At 70.2% G+C, this 14,954-nt stretch carries 13 protein-coding genes; 9 read left to right on the top strand and 4 right to left on the bottom strand.

The genetic code is table 11. The features are described from left to right. Positions 1–81: 81 nt before the first annotated feature. A complete protein-coding gene (locus tag E5671_RS05665; RefSeq protein WP_160502740.1) occupies positions 82–1,509 on the top strand; it encodes a family 2B encapsulin nanocompartment shell protein in 1,428 nt (475 codons plus the stop codon). Positions 1,510–1,528: 19 nt separating this feature from the next. Then, positions 1,529–2,389, top strand: a complete 861-nt coding sequence (locus tag E5671_RS05660) for a geranyl diphosphate 2-C-methyltransferase (protein ID WP_160502739.1) — start codon at positions 1,529–1,531, stop codon at positions 2,387–2,389. A gap of 30 nt (positions 2,390–2,419) precedes the next feature. On the opposite strand, the gene E5671_RS05655 is transcribed toward E5671_RS05660, so the two are convergent. After that, a complete protein-coding gene (locus E5671_RS05655) occupies positions 2,420–3,643 on the bottom strand; it encodes an MFS transporter (protein ID WP_160502738.1) in 1,224 nt (407 codons plus the stop codon). A gap of 80 nt (positions 3,644–3,723) precedes the next feature. Here E5671_RS05655 and E5671_RS05650 point away from each other — a divergent pair, with 80 nt between their 5' ends. The 3 genes from E5671_RS05650 (at position 3,724) to E5671_RS05640 (ending at position 7,063) form a co-directional block, all read left to right on the top strand. After that, positions 3,724–4,605 (top strand): LysR family transcriptional regulator, encoded by an 882-nt coding sequence (locus tag E5671_RS05650; RefSeq protein ID WP_160502737.1) that lies wholly within the window; start codon positions 3,724–3,726, stop codon positions 4,603–4,605. A 105-nt stretch (positions 4,606–4,710) separates the two neighbouring features. Continuing rightward, entirely contained in the window at positions 4,711–5,268 is a 558-nt protein-coding gene (locus E5671_RS05645; protein WP_160502736.1) for a PadR family transcriptional regulator, read from the top strand. 73 nt (positions 5,269–5,341) lie between these two features. Then, positions 5,342–7,063, top strand: coding sequence for an acyl-CoA dehydrogenase family protein (locus E5671_RS05640; protein WP_160502735.1), 1,722 nt, complete (start codon positions 5,342–5,344; stop codon positions 7,061–7,063). Positions 7,064–7,085: 22 nt separating this feature from the next. Here the strand turns inward: E5671_RS05640 and E5671_RS05635 are convergent, their stop codons facing one another. Together E5671_RS05635 and E5671_RS05630 are read right to left on the bottom strand one after the other, a co-directional pair. Continuing rightward, positions 7,086–7,517 carry a VOC family protein gene (locus E5671_RS05635; protein WP_160502734.1) on the bottom strand — a complete coding sequence of 144 codons (432 nt, stop codon included), beginning with the start codon at positions 7,515–7,517 and terminating at the stop codon, positions 7,086–7,088. A gap of 46 nt (positions 7,518–7,563) precedes the next feature. Continuing rightward, a complete protein-coding gene (locus E5671_RS05630; RefSeq protein ID WP_160502733.1) occupies positions 7,564–7,977 on the bottom strand; it encodes a Fur family transcriptional regulator in 414 nt (137 codons plus the stop codon). Between the two features lie 359 nt (positions 7,978–8,336). Between E5671_RS05630 and katG the strand changes: the two genes are divergently transcribed. After that, complete coding sequence (gene katG, locus E5671_RS05625; RefSeq protein WP_160502732.1) at positions 8,337–10,550, top strand: catalase/peroxidase HPI; 2,214 nt, start codon at positions 8,337–8,339, stop codon at positions 10,548–10,550. Positions 10,551–10,606: 56 nt separating this feature from the next. Here katG and E5671_RS05620 read toward each other — a convergent pair whose 3' ends face one another. Next, positions 10,607–11,950: a Gfo/Idh/MocA family protein gene (locus E5671_RS05620; RefSeq protein WP_160502731.1), complete on the bottom strand. Its 1,344-nt coding sequence runs from the start codon at positions 11,948–11,950 to the stop codon at positions 10,607–10,609. Positions 11,951–12,162: 212 nt separating this feature from the next. Here E5671_RS05620 and E5671_RS05615 point away from each other — a divergent pair, with 212 nt between their 5' ends. Genes E5671_RS05615 through E5671_RS05605 form a run of 3 tightly spaced genes read left to right on the top strand, consistent with a single transcriptional unit; the run spans position 12,163 to position 14,932 of the window. Further along, on the top strand, positions 12,163–13,281 hold the full coding sequence (locus E5671_RS05615) for a Gfo/Idh/MocA family protein (RefSeq protein WP_160502730.1): 1,119 nt from the start codon (positions 12,163–12,165) through the stop codon (positions 13,279–13,281). Further along, positions 13,278–14,192, top strand: a complete 915-nt coding sequence (locus tag E5671_RS05610; RefSeq protein WP_160502729.1) for a PmoA family protein — start codon at positions 13,278–13,280, stop codon at positions 14,190–14,192. The genes E5671_RS05615 and E5671_RS05610 overlap by 4 nt, the downstream gene beginning before the upstream one ends. Further along, entirely contained in the window at positions 14,186–14,932 is a 747-nt protein-coding gene (locus E5671_RS05605) for a cupin (RefSeq protein ID WP_160502728.1), read from the top strand. Before E5671_RS05610 ends, E5671_RS05605 begins: the two co-directional genes overlap by 7 nt. Positions 14,933–14,954 lie beyond the last annotated feature (22 nt).

The raw sequence follows: 14,954 nt of genomic DNA, 5'->3' as shown, positions 1-14,954 counted from the left end.
GCTCTCGACCGACGTCATGGCGCGCTGCTTCACTTGCGGCGCGCAGCTCCCAGCAACGCAGTGCCGTGGAAGGGAACCAGGATGGCGACCGCAGCGTCGGCCGAGCAGCCGGAGCAACCCGAACAGAGCGCGGGGCAGGAGCAGTTGAGCCTGGGCATAGCAGCCGCACGCAATCTGGCGACCACCACCAAGACCGTTCCGCAGATGCAGAACATCAGCTCCCGCTGGCTGCTGCGGACGCTGCCCTGGGTGGAGGTGGGCGGCGGCACGTACCGGGTGAACCGGCGCCTGGTGTACGCGGTCGGCGACGGTCGGGTGACCTTCGTCCAGGAGGGTGCCGAGGTCCGCGTCGTCCCCGCGGAACTGGGCGAGCTGTCGCTGTTGCGCGGCTACGACGATCCCGAGGTGCTGCGGGCGCTGGCCGAGCGGTTCCAGCAGCGGGAGCTGGCGCCGGGAGAGGTGCTCGCCCAGGCGGGGCGGCCGGCCGACCACGTCTACCTGATCGCGCATGGCAAGGTGGAGATGACCGGGACCGGCAAGTACGGCGAGGAGACCCGGCTCGGGATGCTCGCCGACGGCGGGTTCTTCGGCGGGCAGGTGGTCGCGGACGAGCCCGGCGACTGGGAGTTCACGACGCGTGCGGTCACCGCGTGCACCGTGCTGGTGCTGCCCCGGCAGGCGTACGAGGAGGTCGCGGGGCAGAGCGAGGGGCTGCGGACCCACGTGCGGCAGCGTCAGGCCGAGGGGGAGCGGCCGCGCAACAAGCGCGGTGAGGCCGACATCGCGCTCGCGGCCGGGCATGCGGGCGAGCCTGCGCTGCCGGGTACCTTCGTGGACTACGAACTCGCGCCCCGCGAGTACGAGTTGAGTGTGGCCCAGACGGTCCTGAAGATCCACACTCGGGTCGCCGACCTCTACAACGACCCCATGAACCAGGTCGAACAGCAGCTGCGGCTGACCATCGAGGCGCTGCGCGAGCGCCAGGAGTACGAACTGGTCAACAACCGGGAGTTCGGCCTGCTGCACAACGCCGACTACGGCCAGCGCATCTCCACCCACTCCGGGCCGCCCACGCCTGACGACTTCGACGAGCTGCTGAGCATGCGGCGCCAGACCAGGGCGTTCTTCGCGCACCCGCGTGCCGTCGCCGCCTTCGGCCGTGAATGCAACAAGCGGGGCATCTACTTCGGCGACACCGAGGTCGGCGGCCACCGGCTGCCCGCATGGCGCGGGGTGCCGATCTACCCCCTGGGAAAACTGGAGGTCTCCGCCGAGGGCGCCACCTCCATCCTGGCGATGCGTACGGGCGAGGAGGCGGAGGGGGTGGTCGGCCTGCGCCAGACGGGGATACCCGACGAGTACGAGCCGGGTCTGAACGTGCGGTTCATGGGCATCAACGACCAGGCCGTCATCTCCTACCTGGTCAGCGCCTATTACTCGGCGGCCGTGCTCGTCCCCGACGCGGTCGGAGTCCTGGAGAACGTCGAGGTCGCCCGGACGCCCGCCTGACACCGAAGGAGCTCTCACGATGACGGTGACTCCGGATGCCTCTGCCCGCGTGGTGCGCACCGCCTACCAGCGGGCGGTCGCGGACTACTGGAACAACGAGAAGGACCCGGTCAACCTCCGCCTCGGCGATGTCGACGGCCTCTACCACCACCACTACGGGATCGGCGACTGGGACCTGTCCGTGCTGGACGGCCCGGAGGAGACCCGGGACGAGCACGTCATCGAGGAGATGCACCGTCTGGAGTCGGCGCAGGCGGACGTCCTCCTCGACCACTTGGGGGCCATCGAGCCCGGCCACCGCCTGCTCGACTCCGGCTGCGGCCGGGGCGGCACCAGCATCATGGCCCATCAGCGCTTCCGCTGCCGGGTCGACGGCGTCTCCATCTCCGAGTCACAGGTCGAATTCGCCAACGACCAGGCCCGTAAGCGTGGCGTGGCCGCGAAGGTGGGCTACCACTTCCGCAACATGCTGAACACGGGCCTCCCGGCCGGTGCCTTCCAAGGGATCTGGAACAACGAGTCCACCATGTACGTGGACCTGTTACCGCTCTTCGCCGAGTACTCCCGGCTGCTGGTCCACGGCGGGCGCTACGTCTGCATCACCGGCTGCTACAACGACGTGACCGGTGGCCGCTCCAAGGCGGTCAGCCGCATCGACGAGCACTACACCTGCAACATCCACTCCCGCGGCGCGTACTTCAAGGCACTTGCGGCCAACGGCCTTGTCCCCATCAACGTCGTCGACCTGACCGCCGCGACCATCCCCTACTGGGAACTGCGGGCCAAGTCCTCGCTCGCCACCGGCATCGAGGAACCCTTCCTGACCGCGTACCGCGAAGGCAGCTTCCACTACCTCCTCATCGCCGCCGACCGCATCTGACCCGCCCCGAGCGCCCGCCGTACGGTCCGGTCACGGGAGACCCAGCCGGCCACTACGTAGGTCCCGCGCCCACACGGCGACGGCGCCGGTGGCCAGGGCCGCGCCGAGGGCGCAGACGCCGGACCAGCCAGCGGCCGCCCAGACGACGGACGCGAGTGCGGAGCCCAGTGCGCCGCCGAGGAAAAGGCTCGTCGAGAACGCCGAGTTGATGCGGTTGCGGGCCTCGGCGTTGAGCGCGAACAGGAGGGTCTGGCTGCTGTTGAGCACCGCCTGTTGGCCGATGTTCAGGGCGATGACACCGACCGCGAGCCAGACCAGGGAACTTCCTCCCGCCAGCAGGATCAGCCAGCCGGTGAGCAGCAGGGCGGTCGCGCCGCCGGTCACCAGGTGGACGCGGCCGCTGTCGCTGAGGCGCGCCGCGAACGTCATCGACAGGATGCCCACGGCGCCGAACAGGCCGAACAGGCCGATCGCGGGCGCGGACCAATTGAAGGGGGACCCGGCCAACAGGAAGGTGAGCGCGGTGAGTTGGACGCTGTACGACGCGAAGGACAGAGCGCCGAGCAGGGATCGGCGGCGCAGCACTCTCTCCTCGCGCAGCAAGGAGAGAGTGGAGCGCAGCAGGGCCGGGTAGCGCAGATCGGCGGTGACCGCGAGGTACGGCAGGCGGCGGTGCAGTGTGGCGGCCGCGCCCGCCATGAGCGCGGCGAGGACCCAGTACGCGGTGCGCCAGCCGCCCAGTTCGGACAGGCCGCCCGCGGCGGTGCGGGCCAGCAGGCCGCCGAGCAGGACGCCCGACATGACGGTGGCGACGGCGCGGCCACGGGTCGCGGCGGTGGCGAGAGCGGCGGCGTGCGCGACGACGACCTGGGCGCCGACGGAGGTGAGGGCCGCGAGGACGGTGCCGGCGAGGAGGACCGGGCCGCTGGGGGCGAGGGCCGAGACGCCGAGGAAGAGCGCGGTGGCCAGGAACAGGGTCACCGCGAGGCGGCGCCGGTCGATGACGTCGCCGAGCGGGACGAGCAGCAGAAGACCGAGCGCGTACCCCGCCTGTGACGCGGTGACGACGAGTCCCGCCAGGACGCTGCCGAGCTGGAGGTCGTGGGATATGAGGTCGAGCAGCGGCTGGGCGATGTAGTTCCCCGCGGCGGACAGACCGGTGGCGACGGCCATGAGGAGCAGCAGGCCGCGGCGCGGGGCGTCGTGTTCCTCCGGATCCGTCGCGCGAGGGTGGTGAAGTCCCGTCTGTGTCATGGGAGTCAGCCTGGGCCGACCTCATTGATGAGTCCAACACATCCTTGTCATGCGAACAATCGCGAAGCACGATGAATCGCATGGAGTTGCAGCAGTTGCGCTATGTCGTCGCCGTCGCCGAGACGGGTGGGTTCACCCGGGCCGCCGAGCGGTGTCTGGTGGTGCAGTCCGCGCTCAGCCATCAGATCGGGAAGCTGGAGAAGGAGCTCGGGGCGCGGTTGTTCGAGCGGACGAGCCGACGGGTGGCGCTCACGGCGGCGGGCGAGGCTTTCCTGCCCGCCGCGCGGCAGGCGCTGGAGGCATCGGAGAGGGCGCGGGCCGAGGTCGCGGCGGCCACCGGCGAGATCAGGGGGCGCCTGGCCATCGGGGCGATCTCGACCGTGACGGCGGTCGACGTGCCGGAGCTGATGCGGGCCTACCACGCCACGTACCCGCAGGTCACGATGCGGCTGATCGACGGCATGAGCGAGGCCCTGGTGCGCGCGGTGCGCGAGGGGGGCCTCGACCTGGCGTTCCTGGGGGTGCCGCCCTCGTTCCGTACGGACGACCCCGGCCTCGGCAGCCGGACGCTCGTGGTCGACCGCCATGTGGCGGTGGCCGCCCTCGACCACCCGCTGGCGGTCGAGGCGTCGGGCGAGGCGCTGCCGCTTGAGCGGCTCGCGGACGAGGTGTTCGTGGACTTTCCGGCGGGCATCGCGGCGCGGGCGCAGACCGACGAGGCGTTCCAGGCCGCGGGGCTGCGGCGTGAGGTGGCGTTCGAGGCCAAGGGGCTTGAGTTCTTCGCCGATCTGGTGCGTGGCGGGCTCGGCATCGCGCTGCTTCCGTCACGCCTCGTGCCGCGGCTTCCCCGGCTGGCGGTGATGCCGGTGAAGGACGGGCCGGTCCGCGAGGAGCGTCTTGTGTGGAGCCGGACGCGGAACTCCCCGGCGGCTGCCGCGTTCCTGGAGTCGATGCCGGACTGACCGGCGGCGGCCGAAGCGCTGGAGCGCCCGGCAGCCCGGGTGACCCGTGTCTCACCAGGGCGGCTCCACTTGTTTATGCAACGAGTTGCATAGCAGGATCGGGGTATGGCGCTAGAGCACGCGATCCTCGTCTCGCTGTTGGAGAAGCCGGGCTCCGGCTATGAGCTCGCCCGGCGGTTCGAGCGGTCCATCGGCTACTTCTGGACCGCCACCCACCAGCAGATCTACCGCGTTCTCAAGCGCATGGAGAGCGACGGGTGGATCGATGTCCGCGAGGTGCCGCAGCAGGCCCGGCCGGACAAGAAGGAGTACTCCGTCGCCGCCCTCGGGCGGTCCGCGCTCTCCCGGTGGCTGCACGAGCCGATCGAACCCGAGAGCGTGCGACACGAGCTCGCCGTGAAGATCCGCGGCGCGGCCTTCGACGACCCGGTCGCACTGATCCGCGAGGTCGAGCGGCACCGCCAGGCGCACACCGACCGGCTCGCACGCTATCTCGCGGGGGAGCTGCGTGACTTCACCGGCCCCGAAGCGCCCTCCACGCCCGACGCCGGACAGGAGCTCCAGCATGTCGTGCTGCGCGGAGGCATCGCGTACGAACGGATGACGCTCGCCTGGCTGGACGACGTGCTCGCCACCCTCCACCGGCTCGGCCGCAAGGACTGAACCGGCCGGACGCTCCATCCGCTCCACCTCACCACCCCTCACCGAACCTCCCGATCCGGAAAGGCGAACACCCATGGCCGACCCGCTGCTGTTCAACCCGCGCACCTACGACCCGAAGCACTTCGACCCCGAGACCCGCAGGCTGCTGCGCGCGACCGTCGACTGGTTCGAGGCCCGTGGCAAGCGCCGGCTGATCGAGGACTACCGCGACCGCGCCTGGCTGGCCGATTTCCTCGAGTTCTCCGCCAAGGAAGGGCTGTTCGCGACCTTCCTCACCCCGGCCTCCGCCGCGGACGGGCAGCAGGACAAGCGCTGGGACACCGCCCGGATCGCCGCCCTCAACGAGATCTTCGGCTTCTACGGGCTCGACTACTGGTACGCGTGGCAGGTCACCATCCTCGGCCTCGGCCCGGTCTGGCAGAGCGAGAACGCCGCAGCCCGCACGCGCGCGGCCGAACTCCTCTCCCAGGGTGAGGTGTTCGCCTTCGGTCTGTCCGAGAAGACCCACGGCGCCGACATCTACTCCACCGACATGCTCCTGGAGCCCGACGGCAACGGCGGCTTCCTGGCCAGCGGCTCCAAGTACTACATCGGCAACGGCAACGCGGCCGGGCTCGTCTCCGTCTTCGGCCGCCGCACCGACGTCGAGGGCCCCGACGGCTACGTCTTCTTCGCCGCCGACAGCCGCCACGACGCGTACCACCTGGTCAAGAACGTCGTCGACTCCTCGAAGTACGTGAGTGAGTTCCGCCTGGAGAACTACCCGGTCGGCCCCGACGACGTCCTGCACACCGGCCGTGCTGCCTTCGACGCCGCCCTCAACACCGTCAACGTCGGCAAGTTCAACCTCTGCACCGCCTCGATCGGCATCTGCGAGCACGCGATGTACGAGGCCGTCACCCATGCCCACAACCGCATCCTCTACGGCCGCCCCGTCACCGCCTTCCCGCACGTGCGCCGCGAGCTGACCGACGCGTACGTCCGCCTCGTCGGGATGAAGCTCTTCAGCGACCGCGCCGTGGACTATTTCCGCTCGGCCGGGCCCGACGACCGCCGCTACCTCCTCTTCAACCCCATGACGAAGATGAAGGTGACCACGGAGGGCGAGAAGGTCATCGACCTGATGTGGGACGTCATCGCGGCCAAGGGCTTCGAGAAGGACAACTACTTCGCGCAGGCGGCCGTCGAGATCCGAGGCCTGCCCAAGCTGGAGGGCACGGTCCACGTCAACCTCGCGCTGATCCTCAAGTTCATGGGCAACCACCTGCTGAACCCGGCCGCGTACGAGCCCGTGCCGACCCGTCTGGACGCGGCCGACGACGACTTCCTCTTCCGGCAGGGCCCTGCCCGAGGGCTGGGTGCCATCCGCTTCCACGACTGGCGCACCGCCTACGACACGTACGCCGAGGTGCAGAACGTCGCCCGTCTGCGCGAACAGGCCGACGCCCTCTGCGAGTTCGTCACCACGGCCGCCCCCGACGAGGAGCAGAGCCGCGACCTCGACCTTCTCCTCGCCGTCGGCCAGCTGTTCGCGCTGGTCGTGCACGGCCAGCTGATCCTTGAGCAGGCGCGCCTGACCGGTCTCGACGAGGACGTGCTCGACGAGCTGTTCGCCGTTCTCGTACGCGACTTCTCCGCGCACGCCGTCGAACTGCACGGCAAGGACTCCGCCACCGAGGCCCAGCAGAACTGGGCGCTTGGCGCGGTACGGCGCCCGGTCGTCGACGAGGCGCGCTCGGCACGGGTGTGGGAGCGCGTCGAGGCACTGTCGGGGGAGTACGAGATGGCGCCGTAGCCGGCGCCCGTCGCGGAGGGGGTCAGGTGGCGAACACCTGGGAGTCGTCGGCGAACGCCTTGAACTCCAGGGCGTTGCCGGCGGGGTCGAGGAGGAACATCGTCCGCTGTTCGCCCTTCTGGCCCTCGAAGCGGACGTACGGTTCGATGACGAACTCGATGCCCGCCGTACGCAGTCGCTCGGCGAGCTTCTGGAACTCGGGGACCGGCAGGATCAGTCCGAAGTGCGGCACCGGGACGTCGTGGCCGTCGACCGGGTTCTGGATGCGCTGAGGGCCTTTCGGCGCGAGGTGCGTGACGAACTGGTGGCCGTGCAGATTCCAGTCCACCCAGGTGTCCGCGCTGCGGCCCTCCTCCAGGCCGAGGACCTCGCCGTAGAAGAGACGCGCCGCGGCGAGGTCGTCGACCGGCATGGCCAGGTGGAACCGGGGGATGGCGGAGTCGAGAGCGGTCATGGCGCTGCCTCCTGTGGCGTGGGCCGAGCGGACCTCAGGCGTTCCGTCACTTCCGGGCGCAGTCCGGGCACACCCCGCGGTACGTCACCTCGGCCTCGGACACGGTGAAGCCGAAGCGTTCGGAGTCCGGCAGCGCGGCCAGGGGGTCGCCGCCGGGGTGTACGTCGCGGATGGCGCCGCAGCCCGAGCACACCAAGTGCTGGTGGGGGTGGTGGGCGTTCGGGTCGTACCGCTTCGCGCGGCCGGTGGAGACCTCGATCACCTCGCCGAGGGAGACCAGCTCACCGAGGGTGTTGTAGACCGTGGCACGGGAGATCTCCGGCAGCCGGTCCGTGGCGCGCGCGAGCACCTCGTCCGCGGTCAGATGGACGTGTTCACCGTCGAGTACCTCGGCGACCACCCGGCGTTGAGCGGTCATCCGCCACCCACGTCCGCGGAGCCGTCCCAGAAGATCGCTCATGCCTACCAGCCTAACTGTGCATCGTCTGACGACTGAATTCGTACGGACCCGTCTGTCGTATTGACTTGGACTTGGTCCATCGTAGGATCAGTTCCGGCCGACGGCCAAGGGACAGGGCAACAGCAGGGAACAGCACGTGACTTCAGGAGACGGGTCCGTTCGCCCCGGCATCCGGTACCCCGTTCGCGGAGAAGCAGTCCCGCGAGCGCACCGCTCACGCGCGCACCGGCCCTTGGACGGTGATCACCTCGGCGCCGGTTTCCCGGCCGCCGGGGTCCGTGCCGTCCCCGGGCGCCCCCGACCGTTTCGCCGTTCGCAGTTTCTGAGCACCGTGATCCGCCCCGTCCGGAAGGATTCCCATGACTGAGAACCATGACGCGATCGTCACCGACCCGAAGCCGGAAGAGACTGGCGGCTGCCCGGTAGCGCACGGTCGCGCGCCGCACCCGACCCAGGGCGGTGGAAACCGCCAGTGGTGGCCGGAGCGGCTCAACCTGAAGATCCTCGCCAAGAACCCCGCCGTGGCCAACCCCCTGGGTGAGGAGTTCGACTACGCCGAGGCGTTCAAGAGCCTCGACCTGCCGGCCGTGAAACGCGACATCGCCGAGGTCCTCACCACCTCGCAGGACTGGTGGCCCGCCGACTTCGGCAACTACGGCCCGCTGATGATCCGCATGGCCTGGCACAGCGCGGGCACCTACCGGATCAGCGACGGCCGCGGCGGTGCCGGTGCGGGGCAGCAGCGCTTCGCGCCGCTCAACAGCTGGCCGGACAACGTCAGCCTCGACAAGGCGCGCCGGCTCCTGTGGCCGGTGAAGAAGAAGTACGGTCAGAGTCTTTCCTGGGCCGACCTCATGGTCCTCACCGGAAACGTCGCCCTGGAGACGATGGGCTTGGAGACCTTCGGCTTCGCCGGTGGCCGTGCCGACGTGTGGGAGCCCGACGAGGACGTGTACTGGGGCCCCGAGACCACCTGGCTCGACGACGAGCGCTACACCGGCGACCGCGAGCTCGAGAACCCGCTCGGCGCGGTCCAGATGGGTCTCATCTACGTCAACCCCGAGGGCCCCAACGGCAACCCGGACCCGGTTGCCGCGGCCCGCGACATCCGTGAGACGTTCCGCCGCATGGCGATGAACGACGAAGAGACCGTCGCGCTCATCGCGGGCGGCCACACCTTCGGCAAGACCCACGGCGCGGGACCGAGCGAGGCCGTCGGCGACGACCCCGAGGCCGCGCTCATGGAGCAGCAGGGCTTCGGCTGGAAGAACACCCACGGCACCGGCGTGGGCAAGGACGCGATCACCAGCGGCCTCGAGGTCATCTGGACCACCACGCCCACGCAGTGGGGCCACGACTTCTTCAAGCACCTCTTCGAGTACGACTACGAGCTCACCCAGAGCCCGGCGGGTGCGAACCAGTGGGTGGCGACGAACGCCGAGGCGATCATCCCCGACGCGTTCGACGCGTCGAAGAAGCGCCTCCCGATGATGCTCACCACCGACCTGGCGCTGCGCTTCGACCCGGTCTACGAGCAGATCTCGCGGCGTTTCTACGAGAACCCGGACCAGTTCGCGGACGCCTTCGCCCGCGCCTGGTACAAGCTGACGCACCGTGACATGGGCCCGATCGGGCGCTACCTCGGCCCGGAGGTGCCCGACGAGGTGCTGCTGTGGCAGGACCCGCTGCCGGCGGCCGAGGGCGAGCCGGTCGACGCCTCGGACATCGCATCGCTCAAGGAGGAGATCCTCGCCTCGGACCTCACCACCGCGCAGCTGGTCTCCGTGGCCTGGGCCGCGGCGTCCTCCTTCCGCGGCAGCGACAAGCGCGGTGGCGCCAACGGCGGTCGCATCCGCCTGGAGCCGCAGCGCAGCTGGGAGGTGAACAACCCGGACGACCTCGCGCAGGTCCTTCGCACGCTCGAGGGCATCCAGTCGTCCTTCAACTCCGGTGCCAAGAAGGTCTCGGTGGCCGACCTGGTCGTCCTCGCCGGGTCCGTGGCGGTCGAGAAGGCGGCCAAGGACGCGGGCGTCCAGGTCGAGGTGCCGTTCACGCCGGGCCGTGTCGACGCCTCGCAGGAGCAGACGGACGTCGAGTCGTTCGCCGCGCTCGAGCCGACCAACGACGGCTTCCGCAACTTCGTCGGCAAGGGCAACCGCCTGCCGGCCGAGTTCCTGCTGATCGACAAGGCGAACCTGCTGACCCTGAGCGCGCCCGAGCTGACGGTCCTCGTCGGCGGACTGCGCGTCCTTGGCGCCAACCACGCCGGGTCGAAGCACGGCGTGTTCACGGACAAGCCGGGCACCCTGTCGAACGACTTCTTCGTCAATCTGCTCGACATGGGCACGACCTGGAAGTCGACGTCCGAGGCGCAGAACGAGTTCGAGGGCCGTGACGCGAGCGGCGCGGTCAAGTGGACCGGCACCCGCGCCGACCTCGTCTTCGGCTCGAACTCCGAGCTGCGCGCGCTCGCCGAGGTCTACGCGAGCGATGACGCGAAGGAGAAGTTCGTCAAGGACTTCGTCGCGGCCTGGGTCAAGGTCATGAACCTCGACCGGTTCGACCTGGTCTGAGTTCTCTGAGCGGTACGTCCGGGTCCGGCCCACATGGGCCGGACCCGGACGCTTTTTCAGATGTCCAGGAGGCGGCGCGCGTCGACCGGCATCCCCGTGGCGAAGGAGTGGTTCGCGGCGAGGCCCGTGGCCAGCGAGCGGGCTCCGTCGACGGCGTCCGCCGCCCGGCCCAGGGAGTCCGCGTCGCCCGGGGCACGCTCGCCGAAGAGATCGGCCAGCATGCGCACGTCCCCGCCGCCGTGGCCGCCCACGCCTGAGGGCACCTTCACTTCCCGCGGCTCCTCCCAGAAGCGGCGCAACAGGAGTTGGGTGCGCCCGGCCTCGTCGCCGACCGCCGCGCCGTGCATGACGGCGCTCGCTCCCTCGGTCCGCACGTCGGGGCGCGTCCAGGTGGACTCCTCCACGAGGAGTTCGACGCGTCCCTCGCTGCCGTTGAAGGCGATCCGGTAGCCCTCCCATGGCGCGTACGCAGTCAGGTGGTACGTCAGGGTCGCGCCGGAGGAGTAACGCACCAGGACCGCCATGTCGTCCTCGATGCTCACCCCGGGCCCGAACACGTTCTGGTCGCGGTGGTAGCCGTCCTCACCCTCCGCTTCCAGGTACAAGGCGCTGAGTACGGACGAGTCGGCCAGGCGGATGGCGAAGGGGTCGTCCTCGGCGGCGGGGGAGCCGTGGGCGCGGGTGTAGTCGCGGGCCAGGCCGCGCCGGGCGCCCGCCTCGTCGCCGTAGAAGAAGAGCCCGCCCTGGGCGTAGACGGTCTCGGGCCGCGTGTCCAGCCACCAGTTGACCAGGTCGAAGTGGTGGGTGGCCTTGTGCACCATCAGACCGCCGGAGTTCGCCTTGTCGCGGTGCCAGCGGCGGAAGTAGTCCGCGCCGTGCCGCAGGTCGAGCAGCCACTCGAAGTGCACCGAGCCGACCTCGCCGATCGAGCCGTCCGCCAGGAGCTCGCGCACGGCCGAATGCACAGGGTTGTAGCGGTAGTTGAAGGCGACCCGGACCTCACCGCCCGTGCGGCGCTGTGCGTCGAGGATGCGGCGGGCGCGCTCGGCGGTCGTGGTCATCGGCTTCTCGGTGACCACGTCGCAGCCCGCTTCGAGGGCCCGCACGATGTAGTGGTCGTGGAGGTGGTCGACGGTGCAGACCACGACGAGGTCGACGCGTTCACGGCGCAGCATCTCCTCGAAGTCGTCCGCGGAGTACGTCGGCACGGGTGGGCGGCCGGGGTGGGCGGCCTCGATCCAGTCGTTGTGGACGGCCATGCGGTGCGCGTTGACATCGCAGAAACCGGCCAGCTCGATCCGGTCCGCGTAGGGACCGGCGAGCGCCTCGGTGAAGAGCTGGGCGCGGGCGCCGAGTCCCACCACGGCACAGCGGCGACGGCGCGCGGCGTCGATGGGCATGCGTGAATCCGTTCAGGAGATTGAGTGTGCGGACGGCCGGATGTGGGCGTCGCGGGGGGAGGTGGTGAGCGCGCGGCAACGTTCGCCGTCCACATCATTGAGTCGTTTCAGTTCGTTTCAGTTTTCGGCTCCGAGGTCTTGTCCTGACATTCCCGCGGTGCCTAGGGTCGGCACCGGTGCAAGCGCTTTCTAAGCTCGTTCGAGGAGACCGTATGTCCTCCACTTCCACCCGTCTACGGGCCGCTGTCGTCGGCGCGGGCGGCATCGTCACCGGAAGTCATCTGCCCGCGCTGCGGGCCCACTCCGACCGGATCGAGCTGAGAGCCGCCGTCGACGTCGACCCCGCTCGGCTCACCGCGTTCCGCGCCGAGGCGGCGGCGCGGGACATGGACGTCGAGGGCTACGCGGACTTCGACGCGATGCTCGACGCGGTCCGCCCCGACCTGGTCCTGATCGGCACCCCGCCGTCGCTGCACCGGACGCAGACCGTGGCCGCCCTGAAGGCGGGCGCGTGGGTGCTGTGCGAGAAGCCCCTGTGTCTCTCGCTCGCCGAGTACGACGAGATCGCCGCCGCCGAGGAGGCATCGGGAACGTACGCGTCGGTGGTCTTCCAGCACCGTTACGGCTCGGGCGCCGTCCACGCCCGCGAGCTGATCGCGAGCGGCGAACTCGGTGCGCCCCGGGTCGCGCACTGTCAGACCACCTGGCACCGCGACAGCGCCTATTACGCGGTGCCGTGGCGCGGCCGGTGGGAGAGCGAGGGCGGCGGCCCCACCATGGGGCACGGCATCCACCAGTTCGACCTGCTCCTGCACCTGCTCGGCGACTGGACCGAGGTGCGCGCCATGGCGGCCCGCCTCGTGCACGACACCGAGAGCGAGGACGTGTCGACCGCCCTGGTGCGGTTCCAGGGCGGCGCGCTCGCCACCGTCGTCAACAGCGTCCTGTCCCCGGACGAGGTCAGCCGCATCCGCGTCGACTGCGCCGACGCGACGGTCGAACTCACCCATCTCTACGGCCACTCCAACGGCGACTGGGTCTACACCCCGGCCCCGCACGTCGACGCAGGGCGCACGGACGCGTGGCGCACCCCCGCCATCGACGTGCCCAGCTCGCACGCCGCGCAGCTCGGCGCCCTCCTCGACGCCCACGAGCGGGGCGTACGACCGCCGGGCAGCGGCGTGGACGCCCGCCGCACCCTCGAATTCGCCGCCGCGCTCTACAAGTCGGCGTTCACCGGACAGCCGGTGCTCGCGGGCGAGATCACATCCGGCGACCCCTACTACCCGGCCATGCACGGCAGCCACCCCGACTGGAGCCCCACGCGATGACGATTCAGGTCACCCATACCCACGGCGAGCGGATCACGGTCCGGTCGGGCGATGTCGAGCTGCTCAGTTACGTCTACGCACCGGACCCGGACGCCTTCGAGGCCCGCAAGCCCTACATCCACCCTCTGCGCACCCTGGCCGGACACCAGGTCTCGGGCTACCGGCCGAACGACCATCGCTGGCACAAGGGCCTCCAGATGACCGCGAGCCATCTGTCGGGGCAGAACTTCTGGGGCGGCAACTGCTATGTCCACGGCGAGGGTTATCTGCGCCTGCCGGAGCGCGTCGGGTCCATGCGCCACGACGGCTTCCCCGCCATCGCCGTCGACGAGGACCGCCTCCACTTCACCGAAGAGCTCACCTGGATCGAGAACGGCGGTCAGGAATGGGCCAGGGAAGAGCGGGACATCACCGTCCACTCGGTCGACGAGGACGCCGGGTCCTGGGCCCTTGACTGGTCGATCCGCCTGACCAACATCCGTGACGAACCGCTGCGCTTCGGCTCGCCGACCACCGCGGGCCGCGAGATGGCCGGATACACCGGCCTGCAGTGGCGCGGTCCGCGTGACTTCACCGGCGGCACCGCCTTCGGCCCCGACGACGACAAGGACGCGGACGGTCTTATGGGAACCCAGGGCCCCTGGCTGGCCTTCACCGCCGAGCACGACGACGTCGACGCGCACTCGACGCTCGTCTTCGCGCACTGCCCGGAGAACGCGGACGGGATTCACGACTCGCACTGGTTCGTACGCTCCGAACCCATCCCGACCGTCGCGTTCTCCTGGGCGTTCTTCGAGGAGTTCGAGCTGCCGCCCGGCGCGTCCTTCACCTACCGCTACCGCGTCGTGATCGCCGACGGCGCCTGGGACCGCGACCGCGTCGCCACCCACCTGAAGGGACTGACATGGTGAGCCTCCCGCACCCCCTGCCCGGAGCCGTCGGCCTCTCGCATCTCAGCGCCTACGCATGGGAGGCCGCCGACGGAGTGTGCGGCGGCACCCCGCATCTGCACCTGGTGTGCACAGAGGCGTACGTCGTCACGGGTGGCCGCGGTGCCGTCCAGACGCTGAGTCCCGACGGCTACCGCGAGGTCCCCCTGGAAGCGGGCTCCGTCGCGTGGTTCACGCCCGGCACCGTCCACCGCATGGTCCAGGGCGGTGGCCTGCGGATCACGGTCCTGATGCAGAACAGCGGCCTGCCGGAGGCCGGGGACGCCGTCTTCACCTTCCCGCCCGACGTGCTCGCCGACCCCGAGCGGTACGCCGCCGCGGCACGGCTCCCCGCGAAGACCGGCCCCGAGGCGGAGGCAGCCGCACGCAAACGCCGTGACCTGGCCGTCGAGGGGTACCTGCCGCTGCGGGACGCGCTCAGGGCCGGGGACAACGGCCCCTACCTGGACTTCCAGCAGGCCGCGGCCCGGCTTGTGCGGGACAAGGTCCCCACGTGGCGCGAGCTCTGGCGGGCCGGGGCCCTTGCCGCCGCCGAGCGCACCGGCGCCCAGCTCGACGCCCTGGAGTCCGGCAGCCCCGACTACCTCGCGGGCTCGGGCTCGTACGACAGCCGTCCTTCGCGCCTCGGCGGCTACGGCATGTGCGGGCGCCGCGACGAGTACGAACTGCCGGGCACCACGCTTCCGTACCACGGCGAGTAACCGCCCCTCTTCATAGAAGCGC

This window comes from Streptomyces sp. BA2, assembly GCF_009769735.1.
GTDB lineage: Bacteria > Actinomycetota > Actinomycetes > Streptomycetales > Streptomycetaceae > Streptomyces.
This window is presented reverse-complemented; position numbering and strand designations above follow the sequence as displayed.